Genomic DNA, 20237 nt, shown 5'->3' on the forward strand with positions numbered 1-20237 from the left:
GCGCTCAGGCGACCCGGGTGGCCCCGGCGAAGGGCATCTCGCTGATCGGGGCCACCCGCACGGGCGCCGACGGATTCGGGGCGTGGATCATCTGGCCGTTGCCGATGTAGATGCCCACGTGGGTGATGCCCGCGTAGAAGAACACCAGGTCGCCGGGCTGGAGTTCGGACAGGGTGACCCGTCGGCCGGCGTTGATCTGGGAGTAGGTCGTGCGGGGCAGGGAGACGCCCGCGGATCGGTACGCGGCCTGGGCGAGCCCGGAACAGTCGAAGGCGTTGGGTCCGGTGGCGCCCCACACGTAGGGGCTGCCGAGCTTCGAGTAGGCGTAGGCGACGGCGGCCGCCGCCCGGGAGTTGGGCGCCGCGGTGCCCGCAGCGGTGGTACCGGACGAGCCGGAGGCGCCGGACGACGCGACCGGTGCGGGGTCGCGCGAGGCGTCGCGCGAGACGTGCTGCCGGTCGTCCACGCCGCCTCGCTCCGCGTACTGCGTGCGCTGCTGCGGAGTGAGGCGGTCGAGCAGCCGGCGGGCCGCTTCGAGCTTCTCGTTGACCGTCTTCTTGTGCTGCTTCAGCTCGGTCTGCCGCGACTTGAGCTCGGCCAGTTCGATGTTCGCCGACCCGCGTAGCTGCTCCAGCTCGCGGAGCTGTTTGCGTACCCCGGCGATCTCGGCCGACTGCCGGGTGCCGACCCGCTCGGCGAGCGCGGCCCCGTCCAGGTACTGATCGGGGTGGTCGGAGAGCGCGAGCTGCACCACGGGGTCGAGCCCGCCGCTGCGGTACTGCGCCGCCGCCATCGAACCCAGCGCGTCCCTGGCCGAGTTGAGCCGGTCCTCCCGGCGGGCCGCCTCGTCGCGGAGCTTGCTCAGCTTCGCCTCCGCCTGGCCGGCCTTCTCCTTGGCGCCGTCGTACTTCTGGGTGGCGGCCTCCGCCTCCTCGTACAGCTTGTCGACCCGGGCCTTCACCTGTGCCGGGGAGAGCTGGGGGTCGGCGTGTCCGACCCCGTCGAAGGCGGTGGCCGTCGCCGCGCCCGCGAGGGCGATGGTGACCGCCGTGCGGGCCGTGTTTCCGCCGACCGAGCGCTGTCTGGCCTTGCGGTGCGCTGCCACGAGGGCCCACATCCTTCCGTGCGACCGCCCTTGAGGTGCGGTCAAGCGGTGACACGTCCGGCGGCGGCGCACACAGGGGGAGCGGGCCGCCGCCGGACCTTCTCGGCGGTGGTGTCCGACTGCCGTCCCTGGCCCGGACGGTGGTGGGGAGCCGGTCACCTGGTGGAGGACGCTAAACCTGAGAGTGCGCCGTTGGTAACGCTATGTACGGAACTATCGCGATTGGATCGGCGGGTGACCAAATGTGGCCAAGATCCTGTCTGTACGTCATCGACTTCACGCAGGGTCATGACCGAAGCGGCGAATCCCGGACAGTTCGCGTGGTGCCGGTGCTATGGGTGACGCGCGACGGTCGGGTGGAGGGAGAGTGGAGGTTGGGGCGCCCCGGTCGGGAGGGGCCCGGTCGGCGGGGGCGTCAGGGGGTGCGGTTAGGCTCCGGCCCCATGGGCGTACTCATCCACCTCTTCGTCGGCCTGCACATCATCGGCATCGCCGCGCTCCTCGGCGGCTTCCTCACGCAGATGAAGGCGATGGGCAAGGGCACCGCCCGCTTCGTCCCGGCGATGCTGCACGGCGCGCTGACCATGCTGGTGACCGGAGTCGCCCTGGTCGGGCTCAACCAGGCCGACGGCGGCACGGTGAACACCGTCAAGATCGGTGTGAAGCTGGCCCTGCTGATCGTGATCCTCGGGCTCGTCTACGTGAAGCGGGACGACGAGACGGTCGACAAGCGCCTCTTCGGCCTGGTCGGACTGCTGACCGTCACGAACATCTTCATCGCCGTCCTGTGGACCTGACCTCGGATCCGAAGGCGAGAGCGGTACCCACGACCGCCAGGAGCCAGGCCGCCACCGCGATCCACAGCAGCACCTGCCCGGTCCCCTTGAGCCAGAAGACGTCGAGGGCGGCCGAGACCGCGAGCGTGGCCACCGCCGACATCCCCATCGGGAAGACGGACGACCAGCGCCGTACGTCGTACCGCGGGCGCGGCCACACCACCTCCGCGACGGCCAGCAGGAAGTAGCAGACGAGGTCCAGCACGAGCAGCGCGCCGGTCGTGGCGCGCAGGACGCCCTGGTCGTCGTTGTTCCACAGATACGGATTCACGTCGTGCGCCACGACGAGCCCGGCCCCGGCCAGCGCCGAGATGCCCAGCGCGCCGGCCGCGATCCAGTGGTCCCCGGCGCCCTTCCGCACCTCCCGCGGGTCGAAGTTCGCGAACGATACGACGTAGAGCGCGACCCCCACCCAGAACAGCGTCATCGCGGCGTGCGCCAGCCAGTCCGAGCCCACCTCGGCGGCGATCGTCGAGCCGAGGACCGAGAGCCCCTGCGTGGCGACGCAGACGAGGAACACCTCTCCCGCCATGCGGCGCCGCCAGTGCCGCAGCACGGTCAGCAGCAGGACCGGCCAGAGCACGGCCGACAGCGCGAGCAGGACCTCGGCGAGCGTCCGCCATCCAAGGGTCGCGAACCGGGTGCCGAGCACGGTGGTCGCCGCGACCGCGTCGAGCCCCGCGGGGGCGGCGGCCCGTCGCACCCATTGCGCCCGGTCGCCCACCAGTCGGGCGAGGAAGTCCGAGGCGAGCCCGACCCAGGCGAGCGACGCGAGGACCAGCGCGATCCGCGACAGGACCTCGTAGCCGGTCAGGTACAGCCCGGTCGAGAGGATGCCGGTGGCCATGACGGCGGCGCCGGCGGCGGGGGCCCACCCCGCCCACCAGGCGCGGAGCGGAATGGTGTCCGTCATGTCCGGTGTGTCTGGCATGCGTCGATGCTAGGGACCCGTCGAGCGGTTGCGGGCGGGCCACGCGCGGGCGGCGACGAAAACGCGGGGCACGCGCGCGGGGATCGGCAGACCCCGGCGCGCGTGCCCCGCGGCACGGGCTTCCGCGTCCGGGCTACGCCGGGCGCACCACGCTGTGGATCGCCGAGGTGCCGTCGTAGTAGATCGACTCCTCGCGGACGTACGCTCCCGGCTTCGGCGCGTGGATCATCATGCCGTCGCCGATGTAGATGCCGACGTGGCTGATGTCGTCGTAGAAGAAGACCAGGTCGCCGGGCCGGGCGTCGGCGAGGGAGACCGTCGTGCCGGCGTTCACCTGGTCGTAGGTGACGCGCGGGAGGCTGACGCCCGCGGCCTTCCAGGCGGCCTGGGTCAGGCCCGAGCAGTCGTAGGAGTCCGGGCCGGTGGCGCCCCAGACGTACGGCTTGCCGATCTGCGCGCGGGCGAACGCGAGCGCCTCCGCCGCCTTCGACGAGGAGCCCGTGGTCGTCGATCCCGACGACGACCCGGCCGTCGAGCCGGCGGCCGAGCCGGTGGCCGGGTCGGCCGTGCCGTCCGACGAGGACTGCGACTGGGCGGCCTTCTCTGCGGCGGCCTGCTGCTTCGCCAGCTCCGCCGCCTTGGCCGCGGCCTGTTCCCGCTTCTTCTTCTCGATCGCCGCCAGCCGCGCCTTTTCCTCGGAGTTCAGCTTCGAGAGCAGATCCCGGGCCTCGGAGAGCTTGCGCTGCACGTCGGCCTTGGACGTCTTGAGCGCCTTCTGTGAGGCGGTCAGCGACTCCAGGCTCTCGGTGGCCTCCGTCCGCTTCTTGGTGGTGGCCGCCTGCTCCGTGATGTAGTCGTCGACGGCCGCCTTCTGGCGGGTCGTCAGGCGGCTCATCAACTGGGTCTGGTCGAAGTAGTCCTGGGGGTTGTCGGCGAGCAGCAGGGTCGCGGTGGAGGGCGCGGCGGCCCCCGTGCGGTACTGCGCAGCGGCGAACGTTCCCAGTTCCTCGCGCGCGCTGTTGAGCTTCTCGGTGCGCTGGGCGACGTCGTCGAGCAGGGTGTCGACGCGCTTGCGCTGCTCGGCGGTCTTCTCCCGGGTCGCGTTGTACTTGTCGGTGGCGGTCTCGGCCTGGTGGTAGAGGTCGTCGACCTTCTTGGAGACCTCTTCGATGCTGGGCCGGGGCTCGGCCGAGGGGGTGGCGTCGGCGGTCTGGGAGAGCAGGGCCACGGAGGTGAGTGCCGCTGTGGCGAGGAAGGGGGTCCGTATGCCCCCGATGCGCGTGCCGGTGGGACGCGCCTTGCGGTGTGACGCCAAGAGAGGCGACTCCTTCCGTCATCCGCCTGCCGAGTTAGCTGTCGGGTTCGGGCGGGTGGTTCCGGAAGGCTGCCCTACGGTCCGTGCCCCACGGGGCGGTTGGACCGATTCACCCCAAAGTCGGTGGGTCCCCGGCTCCGGGGCCTCGCGGCACACCGGATTCGGCGGAGGCCGCCCGGCCCGGCGGAGTTCGCCGGATGCGGTCGAGCGGCCTTCGAGCACGCTAGCCAACGGGTGTGGCCCGTGTGAAGGTTGATGCCCGATACGTCCGATACATTTTCGTGACCATTCGCCAGGTGTGGCAGAGCGGCAGTGCGGCAGTGCGCCAGGTGCGGCAGACGCCACAGGTGACGCGGGTGCGGCGCGGGCGGCGACGAGCGCATGCCTCGACCACGGTCCGGGGCGACCCTTCACGCCAGGTGCCCGTACGGTCGCGCACGGTCGCGGAGTGGGGTCTCGGCGAGGGCAGGGGGCTTACTTGGTGTCCGCCGGGCGCCTCGTCACGACTTCGGGCCGAGTTCTCGGGGTGGCGGCGGGCTGTCAGTGGGGCGGCCTAGACTCGGAGAGCGATGAGCAGCCTCTTTGACGACAGCTTCCTGGCGAACCTCAAGCCCTCCGCGGGCCACGAGGACGAACACCCGCCGCCGCCCGAGGACGATCACGTACCGGAGCCGGTTCCGGACGATCTGTTCGGCGGGAAGTTCGACCTGCCGCCGAGCCGGGACGCGTACTACCGCGACGGCGCGCCCAGGCCCGCCGTGGACCCCGCGGCCCTGCTGGACGGACTGAACGAGAACCAGCGCGCGGCCGTGGTGCACTCCGGCTCCCCGCTGCTCATCGTGGCCGGCGCCGGCTCGGGCAAGACGCGTGTGCTCACCCACCGCATCGCGCACCTGCTGGGCGAGCGCGACGTCCACCCCGGCCAGATCCTCGCGATCACGTTCACCAACAAGGCCGCCGGTGAGATGAAGGAGCGTGTCGAGGCGCTCGTCGGCCCGCGCGCCAACGCGATGTGGGTGATGACCTTCCACAGCGCCTGCGTCCGCATCCTCCGCCGCGAGAGCAAGACCCTCGGCTTCACCTCGTCCTTCTCGATCTACGACGCCGCCGACTCCAAGCGCCTGATGGCCCTCGTCTGCCGTGATCTCGACCTCGACCCCAAGCGGTTCCCGCCGAAGTCGTTCAGCGCCAAGATCTCGAACCTGAAGAACGAGCTGATCGACGAGGAGGACTTCGCCGCCCAGGCCGCCGACGGTTTCGAGAAGACCCTCGCCCAGGCGTACGCGATGTACCAGTCGAGGCTGCGCGAGGCCAACGCGCTCGACTTCGACGACCTGATCATGACCACGGTCAACCTGCTGCGCGCCTTCCCGGACGTCGCCGAGCACTACCGCCGCCGCTTCCGGCACGTCCTCGTCGACGAGTACCAGGACACCAACCACGCCCAGTACGCCCTCGTCCGCGAACTCGTGGGGACCTCCGAGCACCCCGTGGACGTACCGCCCAGCGAGTACGACCTGCCTCCGGCCGAGCTGTGCGTCGTGGGTGACGCGGACCAGTCGATCTACGCCTTCCGCGGCGCGACCATCCGCAACATCCTCCAGTTCGAGGAGGACTACCCGAACGCGACGACGATCCTCCTGGAGCAGAACTACCGCTCCACCCAGACGATCCTGTCCGCCGCCAACGCGGTCATCGAGCGCAACGAGTCCCGCCGCCCCAAGAACCTGTGGACCAACGCGGGCGCCGGCTCGAACATCACGGGCTACGTCGCGGACACCGAGCACGACGAGGCCCAGTTCGTCGCCGAAGAGATAGACCGCCTCACCGACGCGGGCGACGCCAGGGCCGGCGACGTCGCGGTCTTCTACCGCACGAACGCGCAGTCCCGTGTCTTCGAAGAGATCTTCATCCGCGTCGGCCTGCCGTACAAGGTCGTCGGCGGTGTCCGCTTCTACGAGCGCAAGGAGGTCCGGGACGTCCTCGCCTACCTCAGGGTGCTGGCCAACCCCGAGGACTCGGTCCCCATGCGCCGCATCCTGAACGTGCCCAAGCGCGGGATCGGCGACCGCGCCGAAGCGATGATCGACGCCCTGGCGCAGCGCGAGAAGATCAGCTTCCCGCAGGCGCTGCGCCGCGTCGACGAGGCCTACGGCATGGCCGCGCGCTCCACCAACGCGGTCAAGCGGTTCAACACGCTCATGGAGGACCTCCGTACGATCGTCGAGTCCGGCGCGGGCCCGGCGACCATCCTGGAGGCCGTCCTCGAACGCACCGGCTATCTCGCCGAGTTGCAGGCTTCGACCGACCCGCAGGACGAGACCCGGATCGAGAACCTCCAGGAACTCGCCGCCGTGGCCCTGGAGTTCGAGCAGGAGACCGGCGAGGACGAGACCCCGGCCGGACTCTCCGCGTTCCTGGAGCGGGTCGCGCTCGTCGCCGACTCCGACCAGATCCCGGACGAGGAGGACGGCAACGGCGTCATCACCCTGATGACCCTGCACACCGCCAAGGGCCTCGAGTTCCCCGTGGTCTTCCTGACCGGCATGGAGGACGGCGTCTTCCCGCACATGCGCGCGCTCGGACAGGTCAAGGAGCTGGAGGAGGAGCGGCGCCTGGCGTACGTCGGCATCACCCGCGCCCGTGAGCGGCTCTACCTCACCCGGTCCTCCATGCGCAGTGCGTGGGGGCAGCCCTCGTACAACCCGCCCTCCCGCTTCCTGGAGGAGATCCCGGCGACCCATCTGGACTGGAAGCGCACGGGAGCGACGGCGTCCCGGCCCGCAGGTCCCGTCTCCGGTGTCGCCGCCTCGCTCTCGTCCTCGCGTTCGCGGTCCGCGGCCTCGGGTGCCTCCGGGTTCGCCACCCGCCGCGGTGCCACCGAGAAGCCGGTGGTCTCGCTGGCCGTCGGGGACCGGGTCACGCACGACCAGTTCGGCCTCGGCACCGTCGTCGGCGTGAAGGGGACGGGCGCGAACGCGGAGGCGACGGTCGACTTCGGAGAGCCCAAGCCGAAGCGGCTGCTGCTGCGGTACGCGCCGGTGGAGAAGCTGTAGTCCGCGAGCGACGGTCCGCGAGACCGTGCGCGGGGCCGTCGGCCGTCCGGAGACGGGCGGCCGAGGGCCACGGGCGCCGGGTTTCTGCCCGGGGGCACGCGGCGGCCGGGTTCCCGCCCGCGATCGGGGTCGTTACGTGGGGTCCAGGCCGTGGCTGCGCAGCCACGGCAGCGGGTCGATCGCCGCGCCGCCGGCCGGGCGGACCTCGAAGTGCAGGTGCGGGCCGGTCGAGTTGCCGGAGTTCCCCGAGAAGGCGATCTGCTCGCCGGCCTTGATGGTGGTGCCCGAGGCGACCTTGTACGTGGAGAGGTGGCAGTACCACGTCTCCGTGCCGTCCATCGCGGTCACGATCATCATGTTGCCGTACGCGCTGTTCCACTGCGTCCGGACGGTCCCGTCCGTCGCGGCCATCACCGGCGTCCCGTAGGAGACGGGGAAGTCGATGCCCGTGTGCACGGACATCCAGTTGACGCCTGCCTGGCCGAAGTAGGCGCTGAGGCCGTGCTGCCCGACGGGAAGGGCGAACTTCGGACGCAGCCGCTCCTTGCGGGCCGCCTCCTCCGCCGCCTTCTTCTTCTCCGTCGCCTGCTGCGCCTTGAGGTCGATACGTTCCTGCGTGCGGCTCGCCCGGTCGGCGAAGTCGTCCGCTCCGGCGGACAGACTCTGGAGCTGGGTGTCCAGCTTGACGTTGGCGGCCGACGGCTTCACCGGGGTCGTGTCGGAGGCGCTGGCCGTGGTGTCCTTCGAGTCGTTCCCGCCGAGGCCGCCGACACCGCCTACGGAGGCGGCGGCGATCCCCGCGACCCCCATGACACAGGCCGAGGGCACCGCGACGGTCAGCAGAGCGGAACGTTTCGCGGGGCTGCGGCGCCGGGCGCGGGAGCCACCGCGGGGCGCGGGGTGGCGGACCGGGGTGATCTCCTCCTGGTCCTCCAGCAGCGGCCGCTCGCGGTCCTCGTCGTACGGGTCGTGGTCGTCGGGGCCGTCCGTGTCCGCGAAGTCCTCGGCCGGGTCGAAGTCGGCCTCGCTCCCGCCGGTGTCGGGCCGACCGTGGACCGCGTGGTCGAAGGTCGTGGTCGCCTGCTGGTCGAAGGGCACCGCGTCCGCCGCGTCAGGCGTCCCCTCGTACGTCATGTCGAGCTGCGTCAGTGCGTGGTCGTACGACGCGGACTCCGGCTGCGGCTGGTCGTACGGGTCCGTTCCGGCGTGCTCGTACGTCTCCGTCCGCGGGTGCTCGTAGGCCTCGTACATGCCCTGGCCGCCGGCGCTGTTCCACTGCGTGGCGTCGTACGCGCCGGTCTCCTGCGTCGGCACCGTCCACTGCTGGGTGCCGTCGAGGGGCTGCTCGGGCTGGATCCAGGCGTTCGCGTCCCACTGGCCCGAGGCGTCGGGGCCGGGATGCTGCGCGGGGATGTCGGTGAGCTGCTGGTAGCCGTTCGTCCAGGCCGTCGAGTCGTGGGCGCCGGTGTCGTAGGCGGTGTGCTGCGCGGCGTACGGGTCGTAGCCCATCGGCTGCTGGATCCCCGCGTTCCACTGCGTGGCGTCGTACGAGCCGGTGCCGGCCCCGTTCGGCATGGTGCCGAAGAGCGGGTCTCCGGCGAAGTCCGAGCCGGCGTAGGCGCCCATGGTGGCCGCGCCCGGGTCGAAGGCGGTGGCGGAGTGGTCGGCGTACGCGGTGAAGTCGCCGTACTGGGCTTCTTGCGCGCCGTAGGACGCGTAGGACGCCGAGGCGGCGTCGGAAGCCGGGGCCGGGGGAGTCGCGATCCCCGACGGGTGACGGTCGTTCACCAACTTCTCTTTCGCCTCGACAACAGGGGCTGGCAGAGCAGTGCGGCGACTGTACCCGGCGGTATGCGGGCGCGACAATCTTCGGCAGGTTTCCCCTTCGCAGGAAACGGGCATTCGGCCGTGTTTCGGGGGAGGGCGGGCAAGGCCTTGGCCTGGCGTTCGATAAGTGTTCGAGAATTTGCTTCCGTGGGAAGGCCGTTGGGCGGCCGTCAGCCCTCCCGACGGCCGCCCTCGGACCGTTTCGTGCCCCCTCGGACCGCTTCCGCGGTGCTTCCCTCGTGCTTCCGTGGCACCTCACGCCACCATGGGGCCGGCTCTCACACCATCGCCACCGTCACGCCACCGTGAGTCCGCCGCTGCGGGCCACGGCGCGAGCTCCGGACATCTCGATGTCGAGTGCCTGCCGGATGCCGGTCGCGACGGCCGGATGCACGGGCAGCGCGAGATGGCCGACACCGCTCACGCGGACGTTCTGGGCGAGCAGGTCGGGGTGCTCGACGCAGGCCGTCTCCAGCGGGTCCATCAGGTGGTCGAGATCGCTCCAGAAGCTGACGAACTGCGTACGGCAGCCCGGAGCGGGGCCGGTCAGTTCCTCGATCACGGGGGAACCGGGGCGCATCTGCCGGACGATCGGGTGCGCGTTCATCAGCGGCGCGACCCGGGTGCCCGAGTGCGGGGTGCCGAGCGTGACGAGGGTGCGGACGTGGGTGTCGCCGCCGAGGCACTGGACGTAGTAGCGCGCGATCAGTCCGCCGAGGCTGTGCCCGACGATGTCCACGCGGTCATGGCCCGTGCGCTCGCAGATCTCCTCGATGTGCCGGCCGAGCAGTTCCGCCGCCGTACGGATGTCGCACGTCAGCGGCGAGTAGTTCAGGGACTCGATGTGCTGCCTGCCGTGCTGGGCGAGATTGCGGCGCAGCAGGACGAAGACGGAGCGGTTGTCGATGAAGCCGTGCAGCAGGACGACCGGGGGCTTGGACTCGGTGGGGAGCGTGGCCGTCACGTCGGGTGGGGGGAGCGGACGTCCGGTGCGGCGCTCCTGCGTGATGCCGGAGGGATAGAGGAGGAGGTGCCCGGCGAGGATCGCGAGCTCCAGTGCCGTGGCCTTCAGCAGGGCCACCGAGAGCCCGGCCAGTTTCGTCGGAAACAGGCGCTGGCACAGGGGGAGAAAGGGCGACGCAGCCTCGGTCACCTTCATGGCCGACCTCCAGTCGGCACGCGGGAGGACCACTCCGTCCCCCGTGTGCCCTAGTGGAAAGCCGTGAGGTCGGCGACGGCGGCGGTCCACGACACGTCCCCGGCGTGTGAGACCGGTGACGCTGCGGAGCGCTCGGCGAAAGGGCGCGGTATACGACGCCGACCCCGGCTCCCCGACCGTCGGCCGCGCTGGATGCGACGGCTGCGTGTCGTGGCGTGGAGTCGCCTTCGTGTTCCGCTGTCCTGCTGCCCGGCCTCGCTCCCCGCTGTCGTGCCGTCGCCGATGTGCCCCAGCACCACGCCGTCCCGCTGACGACGCGATGTGCGGCCACCTGGTCGCGGCTCTTCTTGCGCCCGCTCCGGCCGAGGCCCGTACGCCGCAGATCCCTGCGGCGCCAGTGCCGCCGTACGGAACCGTGCGCGGCGAACTTGTCCCAGTGTGTGATTTCCCCCTCGGTCTCCACCGCGAAACTGCCGGTTGCGGGATGCTGGCGATAACGTTCGTTCACTTCCCGGGCCGAAAGGGCCCGGGACGCCTGTGCCGCTTGGCGCGATCGGTGTTCCGGAGTGATCCGGTGTGGCGAGCGGAAAACTGAGCGATATGTGTCGATGGTCAGTAGTCGGCGCGGTCGACGGACGCCTGTTGGTGACAACGGGTAGTCAATACTGGTCAATCGGTGAATCAATCGATGAAGCAATCGGTGGATCAATCGGTGGATTTCGGCCAGTCGTCGGTCGTGGTCCGGCGGCGGTCGTCGCAGGCATGTGTCGGCAGTCCTTGTCGGTGCAGGTTTGAAGTAGTCCGTTCATGGAGGCAGTGATGGGTGTGGCAGCCGGTCCGATCCGCGTGGTGGTGGCCAAGCCGGGGCTCGACGGCCACGATCGTGGGGCCAAGGTGATCGCGCGGGCGTTGCGCGACGCCGGTATGGAGGTCATCTACACCGGGCTTCATCAGACCCCGGAGCAGATCGTCGACACCGCGATCCAGGAGGACGCCGACGCGATCGGCCTGTCCATCCTGTCCGGCGCCCACAACACGCTCTTCGCGGCCGTCATCGCCCTCCTGAAGGAGCGCGAGGCCGAGGACATCAAGGTCTTCGGCGGCGGCATCATCCCCGAGGCGGACATCGCTCCCCTCAAGGAGAAGGGCGTCGCGGAGATCTTCACCCCGGGCGCGACGACGGTGTCCATCGTGGACTGGGTCCGGGCGAACGTCAGGCAGCCCGCCGGAGCGTGACCGGGCGCCTGCGCCTTCCCGGATGCCCACGCCTGCCCGGGTGCCGGCGGGGCGCAGGGTCCTGCACCTCTGCCCGCACGGCCACCGGGCGGGCTTGCGCCTGCCCGCGTGACTGCTGCGCCGATCGTGCCGCGCCGGCATGGCCGCCGGAGTCCGGGCTCGCGCCTGCCCGCGTGACCGCCGGGTGCCCGCGCCTGCCCGCATGACTGCTGCGCCGACGTGGCGCGCCCGCATGGCCGCCGGGATCTGGGCTTGCGCCTGCCCGCGTGAAGGGCTGGGCGGAACCCCGGCGGGTTCGGGCGTCGGGCCCGTCGGCGATCGGCCGACCGGCGGCGATGCCGGGGCGGTCAGGGGGACGTGAGCTCGGCGGACATGGTCGCTCTCAGGCGCAGGGTCGTCACGAGCCGCTGGAAGGCCTCGGCCCAGTAGTCCCCGGACCCCGGTGCCGCGTGCTCCGACTCGTCGGGGACCGAGGTGAGACCTTCGAGCCGCCCCGCCTCCGCCGGGTCCAGGCAGCGCTCGGCCAGCCCCATCACCCCGCTGAAGCTCCACGGGAAGCTCCCCGCGTCCCGCGCGATGTCGAGCGCGTCCACCACCGCCCGCCCCAGTCCGCCCGCCCAGGGCACCGCGCACACCCCGAGCAGTTGGAACGCCTCGGACAGTCCGTGCGTACCGATGAAACCGGCCACCCAGTCGGCCCGCTCCCCGGCACTCAGGGTGGCGAGCAGCTTGGCCCGCTCGGCCAGTGACACCGCTCCCGGCCCCCCGGCCTCCGGAGCGGAGGGCGGCCCGAGGAGTGCCCTCGACCACGCGGGATCGCGCTGCCGCACCGCCGCCCGGCACCAGGCCGCGTGCAGTTCCCCCTGCCAGCCGTCCGCCACGGGCAGGGCCACCACCTCTTCCGGCGAACGGCCCCCGAGCCGCTCGCCCCAGGTCGCGAGCGGTGCCGCCTCGACGAGCTGGCCCAGCCACCAGGACCGTTCGCCCCGGCGGGCCGGGGGTTTCGCCACCACCCCGTCCCGCTCCATCGCGGCGTCGCACTCGTGCGGCGCCTCGACCGTGATCACCGGGGCCTCCCGCGTGTGATCGACGGCAACACAGGAGGCGGCCCGGTCCGCCATCCGCGCGGCGAGCGCGGACCCCGGCAGCGCGGACAGCAGCTCGGCCGCCGTCGCCCGCACGTTGCGGCTGCGGTCCGCCAGGGCGCCTTCGAGGAACGTCTCGTCCTCGGCGGACAGCCCGGAGCGGAGGGAGTCGAGGAACATCAGCCGGTCCTCGGCACGCTCGGTCGACCAGGTCGTGACGAGCAGGGCCCGTCCGGCGGCCGGGTCTTCGGCCCGTACCGCCGCCAGCAGAGCGACCCGCTCCGCGAACAGCCCTTCCTGCCACAGCCGTTGTATGTCCTCGGGCGCCTCCGGCAGTGCCGTGGCGCCGCCCGAGGAGGTGCGCAGCGCGAACCGCCACTCCGGGTTCAGCCCGGCCAGCCACAGGGCCCGCGGCCCGGCGAAGGCGAGGGCGGCGGGCCGCAGGTCGGTGCGCCCGCGGGCCGCGTCGAGGAGCGCCGGAAGTGCCTGCGGGGGCGCGGCGAAACCGCGTGCGTTGGCGAGGGCCAGCCACTGGGGCAGCAGCTCGACGAGGTCGGGCGCCGCGCCCCTGCGGCCACCGCCGCCCGTTCCGGGGCGGTCCGCCAGCAGGGTGGAGAGCCTGCGGGCAGCGGCGGGGGGCAGCGGGGTCCGCGGGTCCGGTGCCGCGGGTTCCGGAAGGGCCGCCGCCGGTGCCGGCCGCACTCCGGCCCGCCGCCGCACGGTCTCCACGGCCGCCGCGTCCAGCAGCGCCACCGGAGCCTGCCGCCCGGGCTGTTGTCCGGGAAGCGCGCGCCGCTCCGTGCCGAGCAGCGCCACGGTGACGAGCTCCTCCCAGGAGCCGCCGACGGCTGCGCCCGCCGAAGCCGGTGTGGTGGTCATGAGCGTCCTTTCCGTACGGAGGTCAGCACAGCGAAATCGCCTCGCCCTCGCCCTGCGGCCATGCCGTCAGCGGAGTGAAGCCGCGGTGGCCGCACTCGCCGAAGACCGTGACCGGCGCGCCGCCGGACAGGGCGACCAGGCGCCACAGTTCGGGCCGGGCCCGCGAGGAGGGGCTGAGCGGGAGGGCCGACTCGCCGTCGGCGTCGGCGAGTTGCCACGAGTCGCCGTCCGGGGCCGGGATCACCCGCTCCAGGGTGACGGGGCAGGAGTCCAGCCACGGGTCGGCTCGAAGCGCCTCTCCGTAGCGGGCGGCGGCCTGAGACGTCGTCAGGCCCTTCGGCCGTATCGCCTCGGGTGCCGGGGCGGTGAACCGCTCGCCCAGCGCCGCCCGCGCTTGGCCGGCGCCCGGGTACGCGGACAGCTCCGCCTCGAACGCCAGCCCCACCGGAAGCGCCAGTTCGGGTGCCCGGCCCGCCGCGCCGTAGGACAGGAGCAGGGCCGTCCGGCCGGACTCGGCGCCGTACAGCCAGATCCTGCGGGTCGTGAGCCGGGCGTCCGCCGTGTCGTACTGCGCGAGGACCAGCCAGCGGTCACGCACCGGCGGGCCGTCCGCGGAGCCGGGCAGCCCGACGCGGGAGCGGACCGTCGCGGCCAGGTCGTCCGGCAGCCGCTCGCGCCGCAGCCAGCCCTGGTCGAGCAGATGCAGCAGCGCGCACTCCTCGAGGAGCCGCACGGGCCAGCCCGGCCCCGACGACGGGATCGCCCCCAACTCCCGCACGCGCGCCGCCAGACCGGGAGCCTGCGCGTCGACCATCCGGGCGGCCGTCTCCTCCCACATCCCGTACCCCGCACGCTCGGCGGAGGCCAGTCCGCCGCGCAGCAGGTCCGCCAGCCGCTGCTCCAGCTCGGCCGCCCCCGCGGTGATCCGCTCGGCCCGGCGTTCGGCCCTGCGCCGGGCCGCCTCGGGATCACCCGGCGAGGCGGCTCCAGATCCCCCGCCCGGCGAGCTCCTGCTCTCCGCGCGCCTGCGTCTGCCCTCCAGCCACTGGGCGGCCCAGTCCGGCGCCTGCGCGGACGGCACCGCTCCGTCCGCGCCCGCCCAGAGCAGCAGCAGCCCCAGCGCGTGCTTGCACGGGAACTTCCGGCTCGGACAACTGCACTTGTAAGCCGGACCCGCCGAGTCCGCGATGTCCACGACCGTCTGATACGGCTTGCTGCCGCTTCCCCTGCACAGTCCCCATACCGTCCCCTCCTCCGTGCTGCCCGCCTCGGACCACGGTCCGGCCGCGCCGAGTTTGCTCCCCGCCTTGCGTGACGCGGCGTCAGGCGCCAGTGCCAGCACCTGATCCGCCGTCCAGCGCACCGCCTGCTGTGTCATGCGATCGAAGGTAGGACCCGCCACTGACAATCGACCCTCGCGAGCACATTCGTGCAGGTCAGAGCGCATTGTCAGTGGCGTGGTGCACGGTGGAACCAGATCCGAACCGGCCGAGCTGGAGGGGGACCCAGGCATGTCCGTGTCCGTTGAACCGACGTCCGTCGACGCACCCGCGGGAGAGAGGGAGGCGAGCCGGCCGAGCGAGGCGCTGCGACCGCACGCCGAGCACGCCTTCGCCGCCGAACTCGCCGCGCTCGCCGCGCAGGACGACCGGCCCCGCCCCGAGCGCTGGCTGCTCTCACCCTGGGCCGTGGCCACCTATCTGCTGGGCGGCACCCTGCCGGACGGCACGGTGATCACTCCCAAATACGTGGGGCCGCGCCGCATCGTCGAGGTCGCCGTCACGACGCTCGCCACCGACCGGGCCCTGCTCCTGCTCGGTGTGCCCGGCACCGCCAAGACGTGGGTGTCCGAGCACCTGGCGGCCGCCGTCAGCGGCGACTCGACCCTGCTCGTGCAGGGCACGGCCGGCACCCCCGAGGAGGCCATCCGGTACGGCTGGAACTACGCGCAGTTGCTCGCGCACGGGCCCAGCCGGGACGCGCTCGTGCCGAGCCCCGTCATGCGGGCCATGGCCGAGGGCATGACCGCCCGGGTCGAGGAACTGACGCGTGTGCCCGCCGACGTGCAGGACAGCCTGATCACGATCCTGTCCGAGAAGACGCTGCCGATACCGGAACTGGGCCAGGAGGTGCAGGCCGTCCGCGGGTTCAACCTGATCGCCACGGCCAACGACCGCGACCGCGGGGTCAACGAACTCTCCAGCGCCCTGCGCCGCCGCTTCAACACGGTCGTGCTGCCGTTGCCGGAGAGCGCCGACGCCGAGGTCGACATCGTCTCGCGCCGGGTCGACCAGATCGGCCGCTCCCTCGACCTGCCCGCCGTGCCCGACGGCGTCGACGAGATCCGCCGTGTCGTCACCGTCTTCCGGGAGCTGCGCGACGGGATCACGGCCGACGGCCGGACGAAGCTGAAGTCGCCCAGCGGCACGCTGTCCACCGCCGAGGCGATCTCCGTCGTCACCAACGGCCTCGCTCTGGCGGCCCACTTCGGCGACGGCGTGCTGCGCGCGAGCGACGTCGCCGCCGGCATCCTCGGGGCCGTCGTGCGCGACCCGGCCGCCGACCGCGTGATCTGGCAGGAGTATCTGGAAGCGGTCGTCCGCGAGCGGGACGGCTGGAAGGACTTCTACCGCGCCTGCCGCGAGGTGAGCGCATGAGTGCCGAGCGGGAGGCCGGGCCGCCCGCTCCGGGGGGCGGGGCGGTCGTGCGGGGGCCGGGGCCGTTGCTGCTCGGTGTGCGGCACCACGGACCCGGGTCGGCGCGGGCTGTGCGGTCGGCGCTGGACGCGGCGGCACCCCGGGTCGTGCTGATCGAGGGCCCGCCCGAGGCGGACGCACTCGTCCCGCTGGCCGCCGAGAAGGACATGCGGCCCCCGGTGGCGCTGCTCGCCCATGTCGTGGACGAGCCCGGTCACTCGGCCTTCTGGCCGCTGGCCGAGTTCTCACCGGAGTGGGTGGCGATCCGGTGGGCGCTGGAACACGGGGTCGAGGCGCGCTTCATCGACCTCCCGGCCTCGCACACCCTGGCCTGGGAGAAAGAGGAAGAGGGGAAAGGGACGGCCCCCGACCGGGACGGGCCGGTGAGCGCGCCCTCCGACACCACCCCGCCTGCGGCCGGGAGCCCCGGAGCCCCCGGCCCCGGAGGAGACCCGGCGGCGCCCGCGGACCACGGGACCGCGGTGGACCCCGGCGCGGCCGGAGTTCCCGGTGCCCCGGACGGCCCCGGCACCGCACCGGCCCCCGAGTCCACGGGTGACCCCGGGCAGCCCGGTCCGGCCGGTGATTCCGGCCGGTCGGCCGACGCGTCCGCCGTGCGGATCGACCCCCTCGCCGTCCTCGCCGAGACCGCCGGCTACGACGACCCGGAGCGCTGGTGGGAGGACGTGGTCGAGCACCGGGCCGGTGCGGCGGACGACCCGTTCGCCCCGTTCACCGTGCTGGAGGAGGCCATGGGGTCGCTGCGCGAGGCGTTCGGGGTCGGCGGACACGACCGGGATCTCGTGCGCGAGGCGTACATGCGGCTCCAGATCCGGGCGGCACAGCGGGAGTTCGGGGACGACGTGGCCGTCGTGTGCGGAGCCTGGCACGTGCCCGCCCTGCGGCAGCGGGCCACGGTCGGCGCCGACCGGGCACTCCTCAAGGGGCTGCCCAAGGCCAAGGTCCAGCTCACCTGGGTGCCCTGGACACACCGCCGGCTGTCCCGCGCCAGCGGGTACGGAGCGGGCATCGACTCGCCGGGCTGGTACGGACATCTCTTCAGCGCCCCCGACCGCCCGATCGAGCGGTGGATGACCAAGGTGGCCAGGCTGCTGCGCGACGAGGACCGGGGAGTGTCGTCGGCCCACGTCATCGAGGCCGTGCGCCTGGCCGGCACCCTCGCGGCGATGCGCGGCCGCCCGCTGCCCGGACTGAGCGAGACGACCGACGCCGTCCGTGCCGTGATGTGCGAGGGCTCGGACGTCCCCCTGGACCTGGTCCGCGACCGGCTCGTGGTCGGCGAGGTGCTCGGCGAGGTGCCGGAATCCGCCCCGGCGGTGCCGTTGCAGCGGGACCTCACCCAGACCCAGCGGCGGCTGCGGCTCAAGCCCGAGGCCCTGGAACGGGAGGTGGAGCTCGACCTGCGCAAGGAGACCGACGCCGGGCGCAGCACCCTGTTGCACCGGCTGCGGCTCCTGGGCGTCGGGTGGGGCGAGCCCGTGGCGTCCCGCGGCAGCACGGGCACCTTCCGGGAGACCTGGCGGCTCCGCTGGGAGCCGGAGCTGTCGGTGCGGGTCGCCGAGGCCGGTGTGTGGGGCACGACCGTCGTGTCCGCGGCGACGGCCAAGGCCGAGGCGGACGCCGTCGGCGCGCCGTCACTGGCGGACGTCACGGCCCTGGCCGAACGCTGCCTCCTCGCCGAGCTCGCGGACGCGCTGCCCGTGGTGATGCGGGTGCTCGCCGACCGCGCCGCCCTCGACACGGACGTGGGCCACCTCGCCCAGGCCCTTCCCGCACTCGTCCGCTCCCTGCGCTACGGCGACGTGCGCGGCACGGACACCCACGCCCTCTCCGAGGTCGCGGCCGGTCTCGCCGAACGCGTCTTCGTCGGCCTCCCGCCGGCCTGCGCCTCCCTCGACGGCGACGCCGCCGAGGAGATGCGACGCCACCTCGACGCCGTGCACGGGGCGGTGGGACTGCTGGGGGAGGCGACCTCGGGGAGCGACGGGCCCTCGGGGATCCGCGGACGCTGGCACTCCGTGCTGCGGGTGCTCGCCGCGCGGGACACCGTGCCCGGGGTGGTCAGAGGCCGGGCGGTCCGGCTGCTCCTGGACGAAGGAGAGCTGGCGCAGGAGGAGGCCGCCCGGCTCATGGGTCTCGTGCTGTCGCCGGGCACGGAACCCGCGGACGGGGCCGCGTGGATCGAGGGATTCGTCGGGGGCGGCTCCGGCGGCATGCTCCTCGTGCACGACGAGCGGCTGCTCGGGCTGGTGGACACCTGGCTGACCGGGGTGCCGGCCGACGCGTTCACCGATGTGCTGCCGCTGCTGCGCCGGACGTTCTCGGCGTACGAGACGGGAGTGCGCCGGACCCTGGGCGAGCTCGTCCGGCGCGGCCCGGCGCCCCGGGCACACGCGGAGGCCACCGGCTCCGGCTCCGGCATACCCGGGTTCGCCCCCGACCTCGACACCGCGCGCGCCGACGCCGTCCTGCCGCTGCTGAGCCTGCTGCTGGGACTCGCCGGTCCGGACGCGGACACCGGTGCGCACACCGGCGAGGGAAGAGACACCGGCGGCACCGGCCAAGACACCGGCACCGGCATCAGTACCGGCGAAGACATCGACGACGATCTTGTGAGGGTGGCTCCATGAGCGAGGCGGCCTTGAGTGCCGGGGACGAGCGGCTGCGGCGCTGGCGGCTGGTGCTCGGCGGCGACGAGGCGGACGGCACCGGATGCGTGCTCTCCGGCCGGGACGCCGCCATGGACGGGGCGCTGGGCGCGCTCTACGGAAAGGGGAGCGGGGGACGGCCGGGGCGGGACCGTTCGGCGGGGCTCGGGGCCTCGGCGCCGTCGGTCGCGCGCTGGCTCGGCGACATCCGGACCTACTTCCCCTCCTCCGTCGTCCAGGTGATGCAACGGGACGCCATCGACCGGCTCGGGCTCTCCACCCTGCTCCTGGAGCCCGAGATGCTGGAGGCGGTGGAGGCCGACGTGCACCTGGTGGGCACCCTCCTCTCCCTGAACAAGGCCATGCCGGAGACGACCAAGGAGACCGCGCGGGCCGTGGTGCGCAAGGTCGTGGAGGACCTGGAGAAGCGGCTCGCCACCCGCACCCGGGCCACGCTCACCGGCGCCCTCGACCGCAGCGCCCGGATCAGCCGACCGCGCCACCACGACATCGACTGGAACCGCACGATCGCGGCCAACCTGAAGCACTACCTGCCCGAGTACCGCACGGTCGTGCCCGAGCGGCTGATCGGCTACGGGCGTGCCTCGCAGTCCGTGAAGAAGGAGGTCGTCCTCTGCATCGACCAGTCGGGGTCGATGGCGGCGTCGGTCGTCTACGCCTCCGTGTTCGGGGCGGTGCTGGCGTCGATGCGGTCCATCGCCACCCGGCTCGTCGTCTTCGACACGGCCGTCGTCGACCTCACCGACCAGCTCGACGACCCGGTCGACGTCCTCTTCGGCACCCAGCTCGGCGGCGGCACCGACATCAACCGGGCACTCGCCTACTGCCAGTCGCAGATCACCAGACCGGCCGACACGGTCGTCGTCCTCATCAGCGACCTCTACGAAGGGGGGATCCGCAACGAGATGCTGAAGCGGGTCGCGGCGATGAAGTCGTCGGGGGTCCAGTTCGTGACACTGCTCGCGCTGTCCGACGAGGGGGCGCCCGCGTACGACCGTGAGCACGCGGCGGCGCTCGCGGCGCTCGGTGCTCCGGCGTTCGCCTGCACACCCGATCTGTTCCCCGAGGTGATGGCGGCGGCGATCGAGAAGCGGCCGCTGCCGGTCCCGGACACCAGATGAGAGTGATCCGTCCTGACCACGGATGACCGGTTCCGGGTGGTTCGGGGGACCCGGACGGCGGAAGGCCGGCGGATCCACCCGACCGGGCTCCCGGGGCCTCGCCGACCGGCCGGACTCCCGGGTGCGGCGGTGCGTCCGGGGCGCTCAGCGGCTGCTCACAGGGGCCTCACGGGGTGATCCCCGGCCAGGTGAGGGCCGGTCCGGGGCCCGTTCTGTGACAGGTATCACCGCTGTGGTGTGAGCTGCGATTTAGGGTCCCGTGCCCCACGGCGATAACCTGCGAGACGGACATGCCGCGCGC

Annotated in this window: 13 protein-coding genes and 1 riboswitch; of the genes, 6 read left to right on the forward strand and 7 right to left on the reverse strand. The window is 72.6% G+C overall.

The genetic code is table 11. From position 1 onward, the window contains the following. Positions 1–4: 4 nt before the first annotated feature. On the reverse strand, positions 5–1105 hold the full coding sequence (locus ACZ4TO_RS20655) for a C40 family peptidase (RefSeq protein WP_468024926.1): 1101 nt from the start codon (positions 1103–1105) through the stop codon (positions 5–7). Between the two features lie 443 nt (positions 1106–1548). Between ACZ4TO_RS20655 and ACZ4TO_RS20660 the strand changes: the two genes are divergently transcribed. After that, complete coding sequence (locus ACZ4TO_RS20660; RefSeq protein ID WP_382793136.1) at positions 1549–1902, forward strand: hypothetical protein; 354 nt, start codon at positions 1549–1551, stop codon at positions 1900–1902. Here the strand turns inward: ACZ4TO_RS20660 and ACZ4TO_RS20665 are convergent. Together ACZ4TO_RS20665 and ACZ4TO_RS20670 are read right to left on the reverse strand one after the other, a co-directional pair. Continuing rightward, the gene (locus ACZ4TO_RS20665) at positions 1880–2872 is read right to left on the reverse strand and encodes a tellurite resistance/C4-dicarboxylate transporter family protein (RefSeq protein WP_468024927.1); all 993 of its coding nucleotides are present in this window, start codon (positions 2870–2872) and stop codon (positions 1880–1882) included. The genes ACZ4TO_RS20660 and ACZ4TO_RS20665 overlap by 23 nt on opposite strands. 133 nt (positions 2873–3005) lie before the next feature. Further along, the gene (locus ACZ4TO_RS20670) at positions 3006–4187 is read right to left on the reverse strand and encodes a C40 family peptidase (RefSeq protein ID WP_468024928.1); all 1182 of its coding nucleotides are present in this window, start codon (positions 4185–4187) and stop codon (positions 3006–3008) included. 8 nt (positions 4188–4195) lie between these two features. Next, positions 4196–4364, reverse strand: a riboswitch (cyclic di-AMP (ydaO/yuaA leader). Between the two features lie 392 nt (positions 4365–4756). Between ACZ4TO_RS20670 and pcrA the strand changes: the two genes are divergently transcribed. Next, entirely contained in the window at positions 4757–7243 is a 2487-nt protein-coding gene (gene pcrA, locus ACZ4TO_RS20675; protein WP_382793143.1) for a DNA helicase PcrA, read from the forward strand. 132 nt (positions 7244–7375) lie between these two features. On the opposite strand, the gene ACZ4TO_RS20680 is transcribed toward pcrA, so the two are convergent. Beyond that, positions 7376–9031 carry a M23 family metallopeptidase gene (locus tag ACZ4TO_RS20680; protein ID WP_468024929.1) on the reverse strand — a complete coding sequence of 552 codons (1656 nt, stop codon included), beginning with the start codon at positions 9029–9031 and terminating at the stop codon, positions 7376–7378. Between the two features lie 334 nt (positions 9032–9365). Further along, positions 9366–10229, reverse strand: a complete 864-nt coding sequence (locus ACZ4TO_RS20685) for an esterase/lipase family protein (RefSeq protein ID WP_468024930.1) — start codon at positions 10227–10229, stop codon at positions 9366–9368. A gap of 819 nt (positions 10230–11048) precedes the next feature. Between ACZ4TO_RS20685 and ACZ4TO_RS20690 the strand changes: the two genes are divergently transcribed. After that, a complete protein-coding gene (locus ACZ4TO_RS20690) occupies positions 11049–11465 on the forward strand; it encodes a cobalamin B12-binding domain-containing protein (RefSeq protein WP_037626795.1) in 417 nt (138 codons plus the stop codon). Between the two features lie 347 nt (positions 11466–11812). Here the strand turns inward: ACZ4TO_RS20690 and ACZ4TO_RS20695 are convergent, their stop codons facing one another. Then, positions 11813–13429 carry a DUF5691 domain-containing protein gene (locus ACZ4TO_RS20695; RefSeq protein WP_468024931.1) on the reverse strand — a complete coding sequence of 539 codons (1617 nt, stop codon included), beginning with the start codon at positions 13427–13429 and terminating at the stop codon, positions 11813–11815. A 22-nt stretch (positions 13430–13451) separates the two neighbouring features. Then, on the reverse strand, positions 13452–14807 hold the full coding sequence (locus ACZ4TO_RS20700; protein ID WP_382793154.1) for an SWIM zinc finger family protein: 1356 nt from the start codon (positions 14805–14807) through the stop codon (positions 13452–13454). Between the two features lie 133 nt (positions 14808–14940). Between ACZ4TO_RS20700 and ACZ4TO_RS20705 the strand changes: the two genes are divergently transcribed. The 3 genes from ACZ4TO_RS20705 to ACZ4TO_RS20715 are packed head-to-tail and all read left to right on the forward strand — an operon-like array spanning position 14941 to position 19936. Then, complete coding sequence (locus ACZ4TO_RS20705) at positions 14941–16086, forward strand: ATP-binding protein (protein ID WP_382793157.1); 1146 nt, start codon at positions 14941–14943, stop codon at positions 16084–16086. Further along, positions 16083–18776: a DUF5682 family protein gene (locus ACZ4TO_RS20710; protein ID WP_468024932.1), complete on the forward strand. Its 2694-nt coding sequence runs from the start codon at positions 16083–16085 to the stop codon at positions 18774–18776. Before ACZ4TO_RS20705 ends, ACZ4TO_RS20710 begins: the two co-directional genes overlap by 4 nt. Continuing rightward, a complete protein-coding gene (locus ACZ4TO_RS20715) occupies positions 18773–19936 on the forward strand; it encodes a VWA domain-containing protein (protein ID WP_382793161.1) in 1164 nt (387 codons plus the stop codon). Before ACZ4TO_RS20710 ends, ACZ4TO_RS20715 begins: the two co-directional genes overlap by 4 nt. The last annotated feature ends 301 nt before the right edge of the window (positions 19937–20237 follow it).

It is taken from the genome of Streptomyces sp. NPDC028298, from assembly GCF_055565895.1.

Bases quoted from the DNA above. Each gene is read 5' to 3' on its own strand.
- pcrA (WP_382793143.1), top strand. From the start codon at position 4,757: ATGAGCAGCCTCTTTGACGACAGCTTCCTGGCGAACCTCAAGCCCTCC.
- ACZ4TO_RS20710 (WP_468024932.1), top strand. From the start codon at position 16,083: ATGAGTGCCGAGCGGGAGGCCGGGCCGCCCGCTCCGGGGGGCGGGGCG.
- ACZ4TO_RS20715 (WP_382793161.1), top strand. From the start codon at position 18,773: ATGAGCGAGGCGGCCTTGAGTGCCGGGGACGAGCGGCTGCGGCGCTGG.
- ACZ4TO_RS20685 (WP_468024930.1), bottom strand. From the start codon at position 10,229: ATGAAGGTGACCGAGGCTGCGTCGCCCTTTCTCCCCCTGTGCCAGCGC.
- ACZ4TO_RS20660 (WP_382793136.1), top strand. From the start codon at position 1,549: ATGGGCGTACTCATCCACCTCTTCGTCGGCCTGCACATCATCGGCATC.
- ACZ4TO_RS20705 (WP_382793157.1), top strand. From the start codon at position 14,941: ATGTCCGTGTCCGTTGAACCGACGTCCGTCGACGCACCCGCGGGAGAG.
- ACZ4TO_RS20665 (WP_468024927.1), bottom strand. From the start codon at position 2,872: ATGCCAGACACACCGGACATGACGGACACCATTCCGCTCCGCGCCTGG.
- ACZ4TO_RS20700 (WP_382793154.1), bottom strand. From the start codon at position 14,807: ATGACACAGCAGGCGGTGCGCTGGACGGCGGATCAGGTGCTGGCACTG.
- ACZ4TO_RS20690 (WP_037626795.1), top strand. From the start codon at position 11,049: ATGGGTGTGGCAGCCGGTCCGATCCGCGTGGTGGTGGCCAAGCCGGGG.
- ACZ4TO_RS20695 (WP_468024931.1), bottom strand. From the start codon at position 13,429: ATGACCACCACACCGGCTTCGGCGGGCGCAGCCGTCGGCGGCTCCTGG.